At 30.0% G+C, this 15,851-nt stretch carries 20 protein-coding genes; 16 read left to right on the forward strand and 4 right to left on the reverse strand.

The window, feature by feature from the left end; genetic code table 11:
• The first annotated feature begins 40 nt into the window (after nucleotides 1-40).
• The gene (locus tag WPG_RS08335; protein WP_045471248.1) at nucleotides 41-517 is read left to right on the forward strand and encodes a hypothetical protein; all 477 of its coding nucleotides are present in this window, start codon (nucleotides 41-43) and stop codon (nucleotides 515-517) included.
• 2 nt (nucleotides 518-519) lie between these two features.
• On the opposite strand, the gene WPG_RS08340 is transcribed toward WPG_RS08335, so the two are convergent.
• From WPG_RS08340 to WPG_RS08355, 4 genes are read right to left on the reverse strand one after another with little or no spacing between them, the layout of a single operon-like run.
• The gene (locus WPG_RS08340) at nucleotides 520-1,257 is read right to left on the reverse strand and encodes a Bax inhibitor-1/YccA family protein (RefSeq protein ID WP_045471249.1); all 738 of its coding nucleotides are present in this window, start codon (nucleotides 1,255-1,257) and stop codon (nucleotides 520-522) included.
• Complete coding sequence (locus WPG_RS08345; protein ID WP_045475346.1) at nucleotides 1,257-2,120, reverse strand: hypothetical protein; 864 nt, start codon at nucleotides 2,118-2,120, stop codon at nucleotides 1,257-1,259. Before WPG_RS08345 ends, WPG_RS08340 begins: the two co-directional genes overlap by 1 nt.
• A 52-nt stretch (nucleotides 2,121-2,172) precedes the next feature.
• Complete coding sequence (locus tag WPG_RS08350; protein WP_045475349.1) at nucleotides 2,173-3,321, reverse strand: glycosyltransferase family 2 protein; 1,149 nt, start codon at nucleotides 3,319-3,321, stop codon at nucleotides 2,173-2,175.
• 2 nt (nucleotides 3,322-3,323) lie between these two features.
• The gene (locus WPG_RS08355; RefSeq protein ID WP_045471250.1) at nucleotides 3,324-4,292 is read right to left on the reverse strand and encodes a lysylphosphatidylglycerol synthase domain-containing protein; all 969 of its coding nucleotides are present in this window, start codon (nucleotides 4,290-4,292) and stop codon (nucleotides 3,324-3,326) included.
• A gap of 27 nt (nucleotides 4,293-4,319) precedes the next feature.
• Here WPG_RS08355 and WPG_RS08360 point away from each other — a divergent pair, with 27 nt between their 5' ends.
• From WPG_RS08360 to WPG_RS08430, 15 genes are all read left to right on the forward strand, one after another.
• A complete protein-coding gene (locus WPG_RS08360) occupies nucleotides 4,320-4,958 on the forward strand; it encodes a hypothetical protein (RefSeq protein ID WP_045475351.1) in 639 nt (212 codons plus the stop codon).
• Complete coding sequence (gene ruvC / locus WPG_RS08365) at nucleotides 4,959-5,513, forward strand: crossover junction endodeoxyribonuclease RuvC (RefSeq protein WP_045471252.1); 555 nt, start codon at nucleotides 4,959-4,961, stop codon at nucleotides 5,511-5,513.
• Between the two features lie 66 nt (nucleotides 5,514-5,579).
• Entirely contained in the window at nucleotides 5,580-6,725 is a 1,146-nt protein-coding gene (locus WPG_RS08370; protein ID WP_045471254.1) for a leucine-rich repeat domain-containing protein, read from the forward strand.
• Complete coding sequence (gene hemW / locus WPG_RS08375; protein WP_045471256.1) at nucleotides 6,726-7,859, forward strand: radical SAM family heme chaperone HemW; 1,134 nt, start codon at nucleotides 6,726-6,728, stop codon at nucleotides 7,857-7,859. It abuts the gene before it with no gap.
• Entirely contained in the window at nucleotides 7,856-8,605 is a 750-nt protein-coding gene (locus tag WPG_RS08380) for a cyclase family protein (protein ID WP_045471258.1), read from the forward strand. Before hemW ends, WPG_RS08380 begins: the two co-directional genes overlap by 4 nt.
• Nucleotides 8,606-8,652: 47 nt before the next feature.
• Nucleotides 8,653-9,264, forward strand: a complete 612-nt coding sequence (locus tag WPG_RS08385; protein ID WP_045471260.1) for a DUF4230 domain-containing protein — start codon at nucleotides 8,653-8,655, stop codon at nucleotides 9,262-9,264.
• A 100-nt stretch (nucleotides 9,265-9,364) separates the two neighbouring features.
• Complete coding sequence (locus tag WPG_RS08390) at nucleotides 9,365-9,640, forward strand: GNAT family N-acetyltransferase (protein ID WP_316929986.1); 276 nt, start codon at nucleotides 9,365-9,367, stop codon at nucleotides 9,638-9,640.
• Between the two features lie 16 nt (nucleotides 9,641-9,656).
• Complete coding sequence (locus WPG_RS08395) at nucleotides 9,657-10,019, forward strand: MmcQ/YjbR family DNA-binding protein (RefSeq protein ID WP_045471262.1); 363 nt, start codon at nucleotides 9,657-9,659, stop codon at nucleotides 10,017-10,019.
• Between the two features lie 265 nt (nucleotides 10,020-10,284).
• Nucleotides 10,285-10,473 (forward strand): hypothetical protein, encoded by a 189-nt coding sequence (locus tag WPG_RS08400; protein WP_045471264.1) that lies wholly within the window; start codon nucleotides 10,285-10,287, stop codon nucleotides 10,471-10,473.
• Between the two features lie 170 nt (nucleotides 10,474-10,643).
• A complete protein-coding gene (locus WPG_RS08405) occupies nucleotides 10,644-11,054 on the forward strand; it encodes a response regulator (protein WP_045471266.1) in 411 nt (136 codons plus the stop codon).
• Entirely contained in the window at nucleotides 11,054-11,593 is a 540-nt protein-coding gene (locus WPG_RS08410) for a heme NO-binding domain-containing protein (RefSeq protein WP_045471268.1), read from the forward strand. The genes WPG_RS08405 and WPG_RS08410 overlap by 1 nt, the downstream gene beginning before the upstream one ends.
• A complete protein-coding gene (locus WPG_RS08415) occupies nucleotides 11,593-13,182 on the forward strand; it encodes a sensor histidine kinase (RefSeq protein ID WP_045471270.1) in 1,590 nt (529 codons plus the stop codon). The genes WPG_RS08410 and WPG_RS08415 overlap by 1 nt, the downstream gene beginning before the upstream one ends.
• A gap of 1 nt (nucleotide 13,183) precedes the next feature.
• A complete protein-coding gene (locus tag WPG_RS08420; RefSeq protein WP_045471272.1) occupies nucleotides 13,184-14,281 on the forward strand; it encodes an FIST signal transduction protein in 1,098 nt (365 codons plus the stop codon).
• Between the two features lie 90 nt (nucleotides 14,282-14,371).
• Nucleotides 14,372-15,538: a sensor histidine kinase gene (locus tag WPG_RS17395; RefSeq protein ID WP_231850279.1), complete on the forward strand. Its 1,167-nt coding sequence runs from the start codon at nucleotides 14,372-14,374 to the stop codon at nucleotides 15,536-15,538.
• Nucleotides 15,525-15,842: a histidine kinase gene (locus WPG_RS08430; RefSeq protein WP_045471274.1), complete on the forward strand. Its 318-nt coding sequence runs from the start codon at nucleotides 15,525-15,527 to the stop codon at nucleotides 15,840-15,842. Before WPG_RS17395 ends, WPG_RS08430 begins: the two co-directional genes overlap by 14 nt.
• The last annotated feature ends 9 nt before the right edge of the window (nucleotides 15,843-15,851 follow it).

Raw genomic sequence — 15,851 nt, forward strand, 5'->3', positions numbered from 1 at the left:
ATTTAAAAATATCGTATTTTTCACAATTAGAATTTTACGAATGAGGCCAATTATTTTTCTTTTAATCTTATTACTAGCAACATCTTGCAGTTATTTTGAAAAGAAAAAAGTCAATTCAGAAGATTTACTCCAAGAAGAATTACAAACCTTTAATTGGAAGGAAGTAGATACATATCCAACTTTTAGTAGTTGTGATTCTATTACAATAAAAGCAGATAGTAAAGCTTGTTTTCAGAATACATTGGTTTCTAGTGTGAATCAGTTTTTAGAAACTCAGAATATAGTTGTTACAGAAGATGTAAACGATATGATTAGACTTCAACTCACTATTGATAACAAAGGTGTTTTATCAATTGATGTATTAGATTTTAAACCAGAAACTGAAGTTCAAATTCCGCAAATAGATAGTTTATTGCGACAAAGTTTAAAAGGGATTCCTAAAATATTTCCTGCAATAAAAAGAGGTCAACAAGTAAAGACTACTTTTGAGTTACCAGTAATTGTAAAGATTAATTGATTTTAGAAACGGATTGCAAATTTCTGCATCAATCGTAAGACCTCTATATACAACCAAATAAGTGTCGCTAAAAGTCCCCAAGTAGCCAACCATTCTTTATATTTTGGTGCTCTATTTTTATAACGTTCTATGTAATCAAAATCTAATAATAAAGCAAAAGAAGCCACTATTGCAGCTAATACATTAAACGCTATAGCAAACCATGACGTTCCCCATATATAGGTTTTAATGCTAAAAAAACTTAAAATCCAAGATATAAGATATACAACCATAATACTAATGGTGGCAGTTATAATAACACTGCGTAGTTTTTTAGTGACTACAATAATTCTTAGTTGGTATAATAACAGCATTACAAAAAAAGTAACAATGGTAACACCAATGGCTTGGTATGGTAATTCAGGAAAATTACGATGGGCATAAGCCGAAAATCCCCCTAAAAAGAAGCCTTTAGCTATTACATAAAGTGGGACTAAAATATGAGCCCAATTTTTTCGTACAGAAATTAGAACACTAATAACAACAGCACCTAACATACCGCCTAAAGTATACCATTTCATTGAAGTGCCAGTTTCATTTAATTTCCATAAATAGGCTGTAATTGCTGCAATAATTAAAATCCCAAACATGGATTTTATAAATATACCTCCAACAGACATTGTCTTAGCAGATGATTTTCTGTCATCCCAGAAATAACTATTAAAAACAGGATTTGAAGTTTTAAAGTTTCGTAAACTCATTATAAATTGAATTTATAACCGATAGCAATATCCGTAGAAAAATTACCTTGATTATCCAATAATAGGGCAAATAGTTCGCCATAAATTATCGTGATAAAACTGTTATCACTGATTTTAATATCAGAACCAATACCAAAAATTAGCGGTACATCAAATGAGGTGTCATTTATATCAACTATTTCATCATTTTCACCAATAAATTCAATCCGAGATAGGTTAACAGTCGCTAGTTTTACTTGACCATAAATTGAAAACGAAGGTTGGTTAATTACTCTATAACGATATCCTAAAGAAAATTCGGTTGTTGCATAAGGAAAGTCATCATTATCAAAAGCATGTCGTGCTTGTAAAAAACCTGAACTTCTTGGCAAAACATTAGCTTCATATATTTCTAATTCAAAACCAATAAGCGGTGTTTTTATATTATCTGGGTTTCCAACAAAAGGATTGTTAGTGATACCTCCAGAAAAGCCAAGCCTAAATTCTACATTACTCTCGGTAGAATCAGAAACATAAGTTGAATCTACAGACGTATTGTATTTGTCAATATAATTCCTAAGACTATAGAGTGTTAATTTTAGTTTATCTGCAGACTGTCCGTTAGTGAGGTCACTTAAGGTAGATTTATATTCTTCTTGGTATTTGTTGTTATCACCCTTTGTGTTTTTAAGCTCTAAGATTGAACCATCATCTGTTCTAACAAAATAACGATATTCATTATCAATAATATTCCAAAGTAAGTCTAGTTTACCATCAATTTCTGTCTTAAGTTCTAAGGTTTCTCCATTAATGGTATACCGTTCTTGACTATAATTAAATTGAAAAATGAAGCCAATAACAAGTAATAAAAGTAACTTTTTCATTTGCTGTTTGGATTTGGTTTTAGTAAAGCTACCAAAAATATTCAATACAATATCATTTCTTAAATGTACGACCTTTCCATTCATAAGATTTGAAAAGCGATAAGATTACAATATAAATGCTAAAAAAAGGATAAATTATACTTGAAGATATATAGGAAATAAGTAGCGTTTCTTGTTTGAAAAATCGAGATGTTTTAAATAGTAATAAAAAGTCAATACTAAATTTAATAACAAATAGGGCTATTGCAATTTTGGAGGTTAAGTAACCAAAAATCACTAAGGGTATTAACAGGATACTAGCTAAATTACCAAGTAAAATAATACTACCTATAATTTTTGAAAACGCATTAGTAGAGCGACTTGTTTTTGATGCCCAGCGTAAGCGCTGTTGAATCAATTCAGTACCAGTATTCACAGGATTAGTAGCTACTATAGCTTTTTCAGATTTAAGATAACTCACTTTTTTAATATCTTCTTTTATGAATTTTTCTAAAAGAAAAATGTCATCTCCACTGGCTATATTTAAGTTGCCTTCAAAACCATTTAAATTAAGAAAAGTAGATTTTCGATATGCAAAATTTGCTCCATTGCATAAGAACGGTTTCTTCAGACCAAAACCACCAATGGTAGCACCTTGTAAACTCAAAATATCTAAAATCTGAAAGCGATTAAAAAACGAATTTGAGTTGCGGTATGTTACTGGTGCTACTATACAATTAGGATTTTTAGTTTGAATACATTCATCAAAAACATCGAGCAAATATTTAGGTAATACACAATCGGCATCAGTGGTTATAATCCAATCGGATTTTGAAATTACTATTGCTGAGGTTATTGCATCCTTTTTTGGCGAGTTTGAAGTTCTTTTATTTTGAATTATTTTAATATTGTCATTTCGATGGACATCTTTTTTTGATGATTTTACACCGAGAGATTTTTTGATTACTGAAATAGAGTCATCCTCAGATTCATCGTCAACCAGAATAACCTCAAACAAAGACTTAGAATAATTTAACTGAGAAATTGAAGTTAATAATTTCGGTAAATTTTCAACTTCATTCCTAAAGGGAATTACAAGAGAAAATTTAGTTTTAGCTTTCAAATCTTGAATCTTAAAATAGTCGACTTTATCAAAGCCATAAATCATTGAGCCAATCCCTAAAAGATAAATAATAATTATTGTTATGACTAGAGTTGACATAATCATACTTCGTTACTAGGAAGTTTAAAGTTTAAAACAAAATAGCTCCCAAATAAGCTCGGAATCACAAAATTAAGTAGCCACATTAAAGTTACAATGCTCAGTATAGTAAGTTCATTGACTTCTACATAACCAAATAAAAATACAGCAACACTTCCTTTTATAACGACATCGAATATTGAAATAGATGGCAGAATAGAAGCTAAAAAATGCATGCTAGTGATAACAACCATAGCTTTTGCATAGTCTGCATTTACACCAAATATGGTAAGCAAATAATAAAATTGAAATGAAAATATTAGATACCGAAATAAGGATAAAGACAAGTTTATAATGTGTGTTTTTAAATCCATTTTTTTAATAAAACCAAAAACACGTTCAAATGAAAATCCTTTTATTCTATAGCGTTTTTGTTTTACTCCTAAAACAGTAAATAAACTCACCATAAGTAATATAAATCCAAACTTTATAATACGGTAATAATTGATGTCAATTTGATAGCGATTTACAAAAATCATAAAACCAATAATACCAAAAACTGTAGTAATGGTCATTTGTGCCATATTGCCTAAAAGGTTAAGAAGTACAATTCTGGTTCTCTGTTGCTTAGCATAATACACAGCTTTTGCTCCATAATCACCAATACGGTTTGGTGTAATTAATGAGGCTGTTAATCCTCCTAAACTTTGTTCTAAAGCTTCTTTAAATGAGATTCTCTTTATTGTTTTAACTAAACCTTGCCATTTTAAAATTTCAAAAAGCCAGTTAAAAATGCTTAAAAAGAGTAAAAAAACGATGTTTTTGTACGAAAATGTATCATTTTCTTTCAAAAACGTAATAAATTCACTGAATTGTAAGTTCTCGTTTTCAGAGAGTTTGGAGTATATAAAATAAAATGCACCAACAACAATACTTAACTTAATAAGTACAAAGAAGAATTGTTTAGTTTTGTAAGTCACATTATAATACATTGTACAAATAAAATCAAAAACTTACAGATGCAACATTATTTTAAACAATACCTGTTCTTTTTTATAATTGTTTTTGCGACTTTTAATTGTAATGCGCAATTTAAAGATACTAGTAAATGGAAAGCTCTTTTTGCGCTAGGTTTTAATTACCCAACCACTGATGGATTTGTTGATGGTGCATATGGTAAACCTGTCAATTTTCCTACTGTAAAGCTTGGAGTTCAGCATATGTTTAAAAGTACTTATGGAGTAAAACTAGATTATGGTTTTAATCGTTTTAAGAATGATGATAATTCACCAGAATTTAAGTTAAATTACTCACGTATTAATGCACAATTTGTTTTTGATCCATCAGGATATATAGGATTTTTACCACAGCGAATTAGAACTGTTTTACATGCTGGACCTGGTATATCTTTTGCAAAGCCGTTAGGCAATTTAGGAGATAACAAGCAAACATTTCTCAACTTTTTAGGTGGTTTAGAGGTCCATTATGCTGTCAGTGAAAAAGTTTCTGTTTATACAGATATAGCCTACATTTATGGTTTAACATCTTTAGATAATTATGATCCTGTGCTTAGTGGATTAGGAGCCTTTAATGGTAGTGTTTTTAACCTTACCTTTGGTGTAGCCGTTTCATTAAGTGGTTGTCAGTTTTGTGATTAAATGAGTAAAGAAAAAATTATACTAGGCATAGATCCAGGAACAACAATTATGGGTTTTGGACTTATAAAGGTTGTGGGTAAAAAAATGGAATTTATGCAGCTTAATGAATTGATGCTTAAAAAGTATGATGATCATTATCTAAAACTGAAACTCATTTTCGAACGCACAGTAGAACTCATAGATACCTATCATCCAGATGAAATTGCTATTGAAGCTCCATTCTTTGGTAAGAATGTGCAGAGCATGCTAAAACTTGGTCGTGCTCAAGGTGTTGCAATGGCTGCTGGTTTATCTCGAGAAGTACCCATTACAGAATACGCACCTAAGAAAATTAAAATGGCAATTACAGGAAATGGTAATGCTAGTAAAGAACAAGTTGCTAAAATGCTTCAAAGCATGCTTGGTTTAAAAGAATTACCTAAAAACTTAGATTCTATGGATGGGTTGGCAGCAGCAGTTTGCCATTTTTATAATCAAGGTCGTGTACAAATTGGAAAGAGTTATTCTGGTTGGTCTGCTTTTGTTAAGCAGAATGAAGGTAGAGTGAAGAAGTAGTTCAATTGTTTATCTGTATTAATCGTGGATTTGTAATTCCGCACGTGATGTGGAATCTATTTTAATATGAAAAAGATACTTATATACTTATTATGTGTAATCTTATTTGGATGCTATAATAATCAGAAAACAGAATTAGTCTCTACTACCGAAAATCAAGATAAACCTTTTGATAATGTAGAATGTTACGAAGTTGGTATGAAATGGAATGGTCATCTTAAATACACTTCAGGTCCTTTTTATGAATTAAATGTAATAGAAAAAACTACTGATTTAAAAAGTTTATTGGTCAGAAAGGATACCATCACTATTTTAAAAATTAATTCTCTTAAATTAAAAGAACTCCCTGAGGAATTACTTCTTTTTACAAACCTTGAAGCATTAGATATATCAGATAATCCATTTCAAAATCTAGAAAAATTAATTAGTGATTTAAGTAAATTTCCAAGACTTCAACTATTGGCAATGAACCACTGTGGTATAGTTGAGCTTCCAGATAATTTGTCACGATTAAATAATTTAATAGGTTTAGCATTAAATCAAAACGAAGGTTTAAAAAATATTAGCAAAGTTCATCAACTTGATAAGTTAAAGTATTTGGATATTAGTGGAAATAAAAAATTAAAAGATTTACCTGATGATATAGGAAGCCTTAAATGTTTAGAACAAATAGTTATGGGAGGCTCTGGTATTATAAGGTTGAGAGATGAGTTAACATATTGTATTAACCTTAGAGAGATAACTGCCAATGCTTGTAAAATTAAAGAACTGCCTATAAACATAGGAAATCTCAAAAAACTAAAAAAATTAAATTTAGGAGCAAATAGAATAGAATTAATACCTGAGTCAATAGGAGAATTAAGTGAATTAGACTATTTAAGTTTAGGAACGAATGACATATTTTATCTACCAGAATCAATTTCTAATCTTAGAGAATTGTACTCAATTAGCTTAGAACTTAATAGATTTAGAGCCTTTCCTAGAGAGGTCTTAAAATTGAGGAATCTCCGATATTTAGATTTGCACAACAATAATTTTAAAGATGTTCCTATTGAAGTTGCAGATTTACCTAATCTAACAAGAGTTTATGTTGATCATGAATTAATTTCTGATGATAATATTGAAGTATTAAGAAATAGAAATCCAGATTTGGAGGTAGAAAGCCGTGATGCTTTAAGACTTGTTCCAAATGAACCTAAGCGTAAAAACTAAATGGCAGGCATCTACATCCACATACCATTTTGTAAACAGGCTTGTCATTATTGCGATTTCCATTTTTCTACATCGTTAAAAAAGAAAGATGACCTGATTAATGCATTAACCAAAGAATTAGAACTTCGTAAAGAAGAATTTAAAGATATAACTATTGAAACTATTTATTTTGGCGGAGGTACACCTTCTTTACTAACAAATAACGAATTACAATTCTTAATTGATGCAGTTTACAAACACTATAAAGTTTCAAATAATCCTGAGATTACTTTAGAAGCTAATCCTGACGATTTATCTAAAAATCGAATAATAGAATTATCTAAAAGTCCAATTAATCGCCTTTCAATTGGTATTCAATCTTTTTTCGAAGCAGACTTAAAATTAATGAATCGCGCGCACAATGCTGAAGAAGCGAAAGCTTGTTTAGAAGAAGCAACAAAACACTTTGATAATATTTCACTCGATTTAATTTATGGTATTCCTGGATCCACAAATGCCCAATGGAATGAAAATATTGAAACTGCTTTAAGTTATAATGTTCCTCATATTTCGAGTTATGCATTGACAGTAGAACCAAAAACTGCACTGGCATCATTTATAAAAAAAGGAATAATTGATAATGTTGATGATGAACAAGCTCATGAGCAATTTCATATTTTAAAAGAGAAGTTAGAAGATGAAGGTTTTATGCATTACGAACTCTCAAACTTTGGAAAGGATAATTTTTTTAGTAGAAATAATTCAGCCTATTGGAAAGGTAAATCTTATATAGGTATTGGACCATCAGCGCATTCCTTTAATGGTAAACAACGTGGTTGGAATGTGAGTAATAATTCAAAATACATAAAGGCGATTCAACAAAATGAATTACCAATAGAAATAGAGATCTTAACACTTACAGATCAATACAATGAATATGTAATGACTGGATTGCGCACTATTTGGGGAGTCTCGTTTCTAAAAGTAGAAAACGATTTTGGCATAGTTTTTAAGGATTACTTAATTGAACAATCAGAAGTTTTTATAAACCAACATTTATTGTATATTGATGATGAGCATTTACGAGTTACTAAAAAAGGACAATTTTTGAGTGATGGTATTGCTTCAGAACTGTTTAAACTTAATTTATCTTGATTACTACAATACAATACAATTCCAGAAAACTAAAAATAGATTTATCTCAGCCATTAGATATTTCAATACCATTACGAGGTAACGCACCTAACGTTAATGTCTGGTATATCGGTCCACCAAAAATTGAAGCAGCCGTTATAGATGGTCAGACAGTAAGTGTGGCTGAAGGCGCTGTCGTAAACTTTAATAATATAACATTTAATCCACATTCGCATTGTACACACACTGAAACAGTTGGTCATATTACGGAAAAAGTATATTCGATTAATAAACACCTCGAACAATTCTTCTTTTTAGCTGAAGTCGTTACGGTTGCACCAGAAAAATTAGATGATGATTACGTGATTTCTAAAAAGCAATTACAGTTTGCAATAGGTAATAAAAAACGAGAAGCTATTATTATTAGAACCTTACCAAATACTAATAGTAAAAAATCTAGACAATATTCACATACCAATCCTACCTATTTGCTAGAGGATGCAGCCATTTACTTGAGATCTAAAGGTATTAAGCATTTGCTTATAGATTTACCGAGTGTAGATAAAGAGAAAGATGGTGGTGAACTTTTAGCACATAATGCCTTTTGGAATACAAAAGGAAACTTGAGGTTAGATGCAACAATAACTGAGTTTATTTATGTCTCTAATAAGATTGATGATGGTTGTTACATGCTAAACCTTCAGATTGCGCCTTTTGAAAATGATGCAGCTCCAAGTAAACCAATTTTATATAAAATATTAGAATAACCATATGTGACTAGAATTTTAAGCTAGTGTCACATATATAAAGACATATGGGAACATTTTTTATAATCATAGTAAGCATTTTGGTAACCGTAGGTTTAGTTACTATTTACAAACATTGGAAAACTAAACAAACTACAAATGCACAATCTATTTTACTTTTAGATAAGATAAAAAGTGTTTGTAAGTTTATAACCGTAGAAGGTGACTTTGCAGAGATTTATCATTACGAAGATGTGAAAGAGAAGTTTTTAAAACTCATCTCTAGCAAGAAAAAAGCATTGGTAGTTATTAATGCAAAAGCACATGTGGGGTTTGATTTGAGTAAAGTAAAAATGAGCTCAAACTCTAAATCTAAGACTGTAACGTTATCTCATTTCCCTCAACCAGAAGTCTTATCTATTGAAAGTAATATTAATTATTACGACAAGCAAGATGGTATGTTCAATAAGTTTGAAGCTTCTGATTTAACAGAATTGAGTGCTAAAGCTAAAGAGCATATTATGGATAAGATTCCAGAAAGTGGTCTTTACAATGTAGCTAAACATGAAGCTCTAGAAGCTATTCAGCTCATTGAAAATTTAGTAGAAACAATAGGTTGGACACTAGATTATACCGCTTTAAAGATTGAATCTTCCGAAGTTAAAAAATTAGAAGAGTGATAGAGATTTCTAAAGACAAGACTAAGTTACAAGTAGAAGTAATTCATCAATTTTAACTGAAACTTATTGGGCAAAAGGTAGAACTATTGACGAGGTAAAAATGTCGATATCACATTGTCTTTGTTTTGGAGTTTATATAAATGATAAACAAATTGGTTTTGCCAGAATAGCAACTGATTATGTTGTGTTTGCTTATCTAATGGACGTGTTTATTCTTCCGGAATATAGAGGGAATGGGTATTCTAAATTACTTTTAAAAGCCATAAATGAAGAACAACAATTACATAATTGTAAAATGTGGATGTTAAAAACGGCTGATGCACATACTTTATATAAGCAGTTTGGCTACACAAACTTAAACATCCAGAAAAATTAATGGAACGAATCTTAACATGAATATTGAAGATTACAGAAACTACTGCATTAATAAAAAGGAAGTTACAGAGCACTTCCCTTTTGATAATGATACACTAGTCTTTAAAGTTTGTAATAAAATGTTTGCTTTAGCTTCATTAAAAAGATGGGAAAATGGTGAAGCATTTATAAACTTAAAGTGCGATCCAGAATATGCACAAGTGTTAAGAGCAGAATATGATAGCATTAAACCAGGTTATCACATGCACAAGCAACAATGGAATAGTGTATATATTCATACTGGCGAACTTTCTCAAAGACTGATTACAGAATTAATCGACCATTCTTATGATATGGTTGTAAAAAGACTGCCTAAGAAATTCCAGTTTAAGCTACAATAATTTTACTTAAAGTTATAATTTTACCATCTAACGATTCAACAGGTTTACTTATCGAAAAACTCTACATGTAGATTACGCTTTCTTTTAATTTTGTCTCAAGAATTATCAACCAAAATGAATTGATAGATTGTGAGTGTAATTGCTATTTAATCCATTTCATTAATTATAGATTTATCCGCTTATTTATTCAGGAAAAATCAGTTAAGTTTCAACGATTTTAAAGAGTCATATCTATTCATAAATGATACTTTAACCAAAGGGGCATGTGAAAGAAAGTAGTAATGATCTTACCATATCAGAAATTAAAACTGATCAAATTAAAATAGAATTGAATAAAAGTCTTAAACACTTAGAATTTATTAACCAATTAGAAAACTATATAGAGTTATTAGGTGAAAGCGTTTTAACTGTTGAGTTTTTAAAAGAGTTTGAGGAAAGTAAGAGAAAAGCATAACTATCAATTATAAAGACGACTAATACTTTTGACCTTGCAGCTTAAAAATTAAATTTCCATTCGTCGACACTTGGCTGCAATCTGTCGAAACATAAATACAATTAACCGAAAATAGATCTAATCCATTAGCAATAAACGTTAATTTGTTTTCATTAGACAAAAAACGCAAAATGAAAACCCTCAACATACTATTAATCGAAGATGACATTATAGAAGTGATGAAACTCAACAGAGCAACAAGTTCTTTGGGGTTAAATCATAAAATTAAAGAAGCTAATAATGGAGAAGATGCACTAAGTATATTAGAGCAAAAAGACAGTTTACCAGATATTATATTACTAGATTTAAACATGCCAAAAATCAATGGTACTGAATTTCTAAGGATACTTAAGGCAGACCATCGATTGAAGTATATTCCAACGATAATACTTACAACATCAAATAACCAACGTGATTTATTAGAATGTTATAAGATAGGTATTGCTGGTTATGTCTCAAAACCTTTAAAATATGAGGATTATGTTTCCAAAATAGAAAAATTATTAGGATATTGGAGCATAAACGAATTAATTAAGTCATAATGAAAGGAATGATTTTTACTGAATTTTTAGAGCTTGTTGAAGAAAAATTTGGACTAGTAATGGTTGATAAGATTATAAATCAATCTAATTTGGATTCTGAAGGAATTTATACAGCTGTAGGTACATACGAATTTTCTGATATGTTACAACTTCTTACACATCTGAGTAATAATACTGATATTTCAATCGATGATTTACTGCTGGTTTACTCAGAGCATTTGTTTAAAGCCTTGTTAAAAACACACCCTAATTTGGTAGATCATTACAAAGATCCAATGGATCTGTTGGCTTCAATAGAGAACCATATACATGTAGAAGTGCAAAAAATATATCCTGAAGCTCAATTACCAACTTTTGAAATAGAAGATCGTACAGAAACCAAAATGATAATGATTTATAAATCAGATAAAGCATTGTACATGCTTGGTAAAGGTTTGATGTTAGAAACATTTAAGTCATTTAAAGTACCTGTAAATATTGAGGTTGAAAAACTTAATAAAATTGGTACAGAGGTGAGATTCACGATTAATAGGAGCTAATGAGTCAAGAGGAGATTAATATTCTCAAAAGAGCACTCAAGCGCGAAAAGGCATCTAGAAAAGCTGCTGAAGAGATTTTAGAAGCAAAGTCTGCAGAGCTTTATGAGGTTAATAAAAAGCTTGAAGCTTCCCATAATGAGCTAATTTCTTTATATAATAAAACAAATTCTCAATTACAAGGTGTATTTGAAAACATAGTTGATGCTTATGTTATTATGGACCTTTGGGGCAATATTCTAAAACTGAATGATGCCGCAGTGGAGTTACTAGGTTTTGAGACTACCAAAGATGATGGTAACCTTATGAATCTTGTCGATCCAAACGATAAGGATATGATTACTCCTTCATTTAAAAAATTAATAGAAGCGGGTTCTATTACAGATTTTAAAATTACTATTTTAACTAGCAAAAAAACAAGAAAGTTTATACATATTAACGCCAGTATTATATACGAAAATGATAGAGCGGTAGCTGCACAGGGCATTATTAGAGATATAACTTTAGAAGATAAATACCAAAAAGCTTTAGAAGCAGAAAAACAAAAGTATAGCAGTATAATTGCTAATATGAATTTAGGATTAGTTGAGTTTAATAGTAATGATGAAATTCAGATGATAAATCAGAGTTTTTCTGAGATGTCTGGTTATAAAGAAGATGAGTTGATTGGTAAAACAGGATGGGAAATGTTTCCTGATGATTGTGGTTCGGACATAATTAAAAAAGAAAGTAAAAAACACGCTAAAGGTGAGTCTAATTCCTATGAAGTTAAAGTAAAAACAAAAAATAGAGATACTAGGTATTGGTTAATTAGTGAAGCACCTAATTATGATCTCAATGGTAATATAATAGGCTTAATAGGTATTCATTTAGATATCACCGATCTAAAAAGTTTACAATTTCAAAAAGAAAGTCTTCTTTCTAAGTTAGAAAAAAGTAATGATGAGTTGCAAGAATATGCACATATAGTTTCACACGATTTAAAATCGCCTCTGCGAAGTATTGATGCTTTAATTCAATGGATTAAAGAAGATAATAAAGACCAACTAAATGAAGTTACACTTCAAAATTTTGCACATATAGAAGGGACTTTAGAAAAGATGGAGCAACTCATCTCTGACATATTAGATTATTCGAGTATTGGGTCCGAAAATAATGAAAAGGCTGATGTGAATACTAAAGAATTAGTAAATGAATTAGTGAATATTTTATATGTACCAGATCATATTAAGATTTCTGTAACTGAAGATATGCCAATTGTAAAGGGCGATAAAATAAAGCTTCAACAATTATTTCAAAATTTAATTAGTAATGCTGTAAAGTTTATTGATAAACAAGAGGGGAAAATAGATATAAATGTAAAAAAATTACCAAATCATTTTGAATTTTCAATAACCGATAACGGTATGGGTATTGAGAATCAGTTTCATGATAAAATTTTTAAAATTTTTCATTCTTTAAATAATAGTAAAGAATCTACAGGTATTGGTTTATCTATTGTAAAAAAGATTGTTGATTTACACAAGGGAAGTATCTGGCTTGAAAGTGAACCAGGTAAAGGTTCAACGTTCTATTTTACCCTAAAAAAATAATATGCTAATTACAACAACGAACATTACTGAAATTGTAGACGCAATTTCAAACCATGTTAATGGCGAAGCTGCTTTAATTTCTGTAGGCGAACATACAGAAATTGATATAGAAAAGTTGGTTATTACTTTAGATAATGCCAACTTAAAATTCATGGGTGGAATTTTTCCGAAAGTAATTCACGGAAATTCTATTTTTGATAAAGGTATAGTTTTGAATACCCTTAACAATGTCGAAGAACTATTCTTAGTAAAAGACATTAGCAAAAAAGATTACACCATCCCACAAATTAATTTTGATGAAAGTATTGCATATAGCATTATTACTTATGTAGATGGTCTTACATCTAATATCTCTCATTATCTAAGTAGTTTATATGAAAACTATGGAATGCAAACCAATTATTTTGGAGGAGGAGCAGGTAGTTTGTCATTAGAGCAAAAGCCTTGTGTATTTTGTAATGAAGGTCTTTTTCAAGATGCAGCTGTAGGTTCTTTAGTGCGTATGCAATCTAGAATAGGAGTGCGACATGGATGGAATAAAGTTGATGGTCCTTTTATTGTAACAAAGGCCGAAGGCAATATTATAAAAGAGATTAATTGGAAAAACCCTTTTGAAGTCTATAAAGAGGTTGTAGAAGCTCATTCTAATAAACAATTTAATGATGATAATTTTTTCGAAATAGCTAATGGGTATCCTTTTGGTATTGTAAAAGATCATGCGGAATGTATTGTAAGAGATCCTCTAATGGTTAACGAAAAAGGGGAACTAGTTTGCATCGGTGAGTTAGAGGATAATACACTTGTAGATATACTTAATGGTAGTGAAAGCTCTTTAATAGAAGCAGCTCAAAATGCAGCTGAAGAAAGCCTCTTATTAGCAGAACAACCAAAAAAAGCAATTATTATAGATTGTATTTCTAGAATTTTATTTTTAGAAGATAATTTTGATAAAGAGCTCAATGCTATTACAAAAACGATAAGTGATAAGTTTCCTGATGTATCCGTTGGTGGAGCATTAACGCTTGGAGAAATATCGTCTTATGGTGAAGGGTTCTTAGAGTTTTATAACAAAACAGTTGTTATTGGTTTATTTGAATAGATGAAACGAGCATGATAAAAATTTTGTCACACAACGGAATGATTAATAGCGAACAGCATCTGACCTTAAAAAGGCAGTAATTATGAACAGATGAAATTAGAAAACAACATATTAGAGATTCTTCCCCTTTACGAATATGCTATGGCTATTGGTAAATCTGTAGATTATAAAGAAAGTTGTGATTTATTTCTAAAATTAATTTTAAGACGTAAGAATTTAAATGCTGCTTGGATTCTCGAAAGAAAAGACAATCAGTTGAGATCCACATACTCTATTCCATTAGGAAAAAAAGTTACTATAGTATCAGATAAGAACATTAACAAACTTATAGAAAGCGTAAAAGATCATAAGCTTACTGAGGTAGATGCCAGCATTTCTGAGTTGGTGCCAATAGATATTAATACAGGTTATTTAGCCATATTTAATCTAAAAGAGCAAGGATATTTATTTCTATATTCTAAATTAGAAAGACTTAAGCAAAAGGACTTATTACAGTTACAACCAGTAATTAATAAATTTTTAATAAGTCTAAAGGCTTGTAAAGCGTTTAAGAGACAACAAATATTATTAAATAATTTAGAGTTGCGTAATCAAGAGTTAAGTGATTATGCACATATGGTTTCTCACGATTTAAAATCACCATTGCGAAGCATTGATACATTAATAGCATGGCTTAAAGATGATTATATTGATAAGCTCGATGATCAAGGACAACAAAGTCTTAATCTCATAAGAAATAGTGTTGAAAAAATGGATACTCTGATTAATGGAATTTTAGAATATTCTACAATCGGTAAAAGTACAATTGAGGTCTATGATGTGGATTTAGATAACCTCGTTGACGATATTTTAGACATTATTTATATACCAGATACTATTGAAATTAGAAAAGAAAAATTACCATTAATAAAAGGTGATAAATATCGATTACAACAGTTGTTTCAGAACCTAATAAGTAACTCAATAACTTATAATGATAAAGAATATGGTATTGTTGAGATTGGTGTAATAGACAAGAATGATTTTTGGGAATTTTATATAAAAGATAATGGAAAAGGTATTGAAGAAGTATATTTTAAAAAGATATTTGAGACCTTTCAAAGGTTAGAAAGCAATCAAGATTCTACAGGTATTGGATTGTCTATTGTAAAGAAAATAGTAGATCTTTATGGTGGTGATATTTGGTTAACTTCTGAATTGAAAAAAGGAACCACATTTTTCTTCACCCTAAAAAATAATTATAATGGAACAGCCTAATCTGTCTTATATAGAGAGTATGTCTGGAGGCGATAAAGCCTTTGAGCAAAAGCTTATAGACATCATAAAAAAAGAGTTTCCAGAAGAGAAAAAAGTTTATTTTGATAATGTAACAGCAGAAAATTTTAAAGAAGCTGCAGAAAATGTGCATAAACTTAAACATAAAATTAGTATTTTAGGGCTTACAAAAAGTTATGACGTTGCCGCTGGTTATGAGTTTAATCTCTTAGATAAGAGTAGCATTGGTAAAGAAGATTTTGAATCTATTTTGCAAAGCATGACGGATTTTTTAGAGACCATATAAGTTTGTTTT

This window comes from Winogradskyella sp. PG-2, assembly GCF_000828715.1.
Taxonomy (GTDB): Bacteria; Bacteroidota; Bacteroidia; order Flavobacteriales; family Flavobacteriaceae; genus Winogradskyella.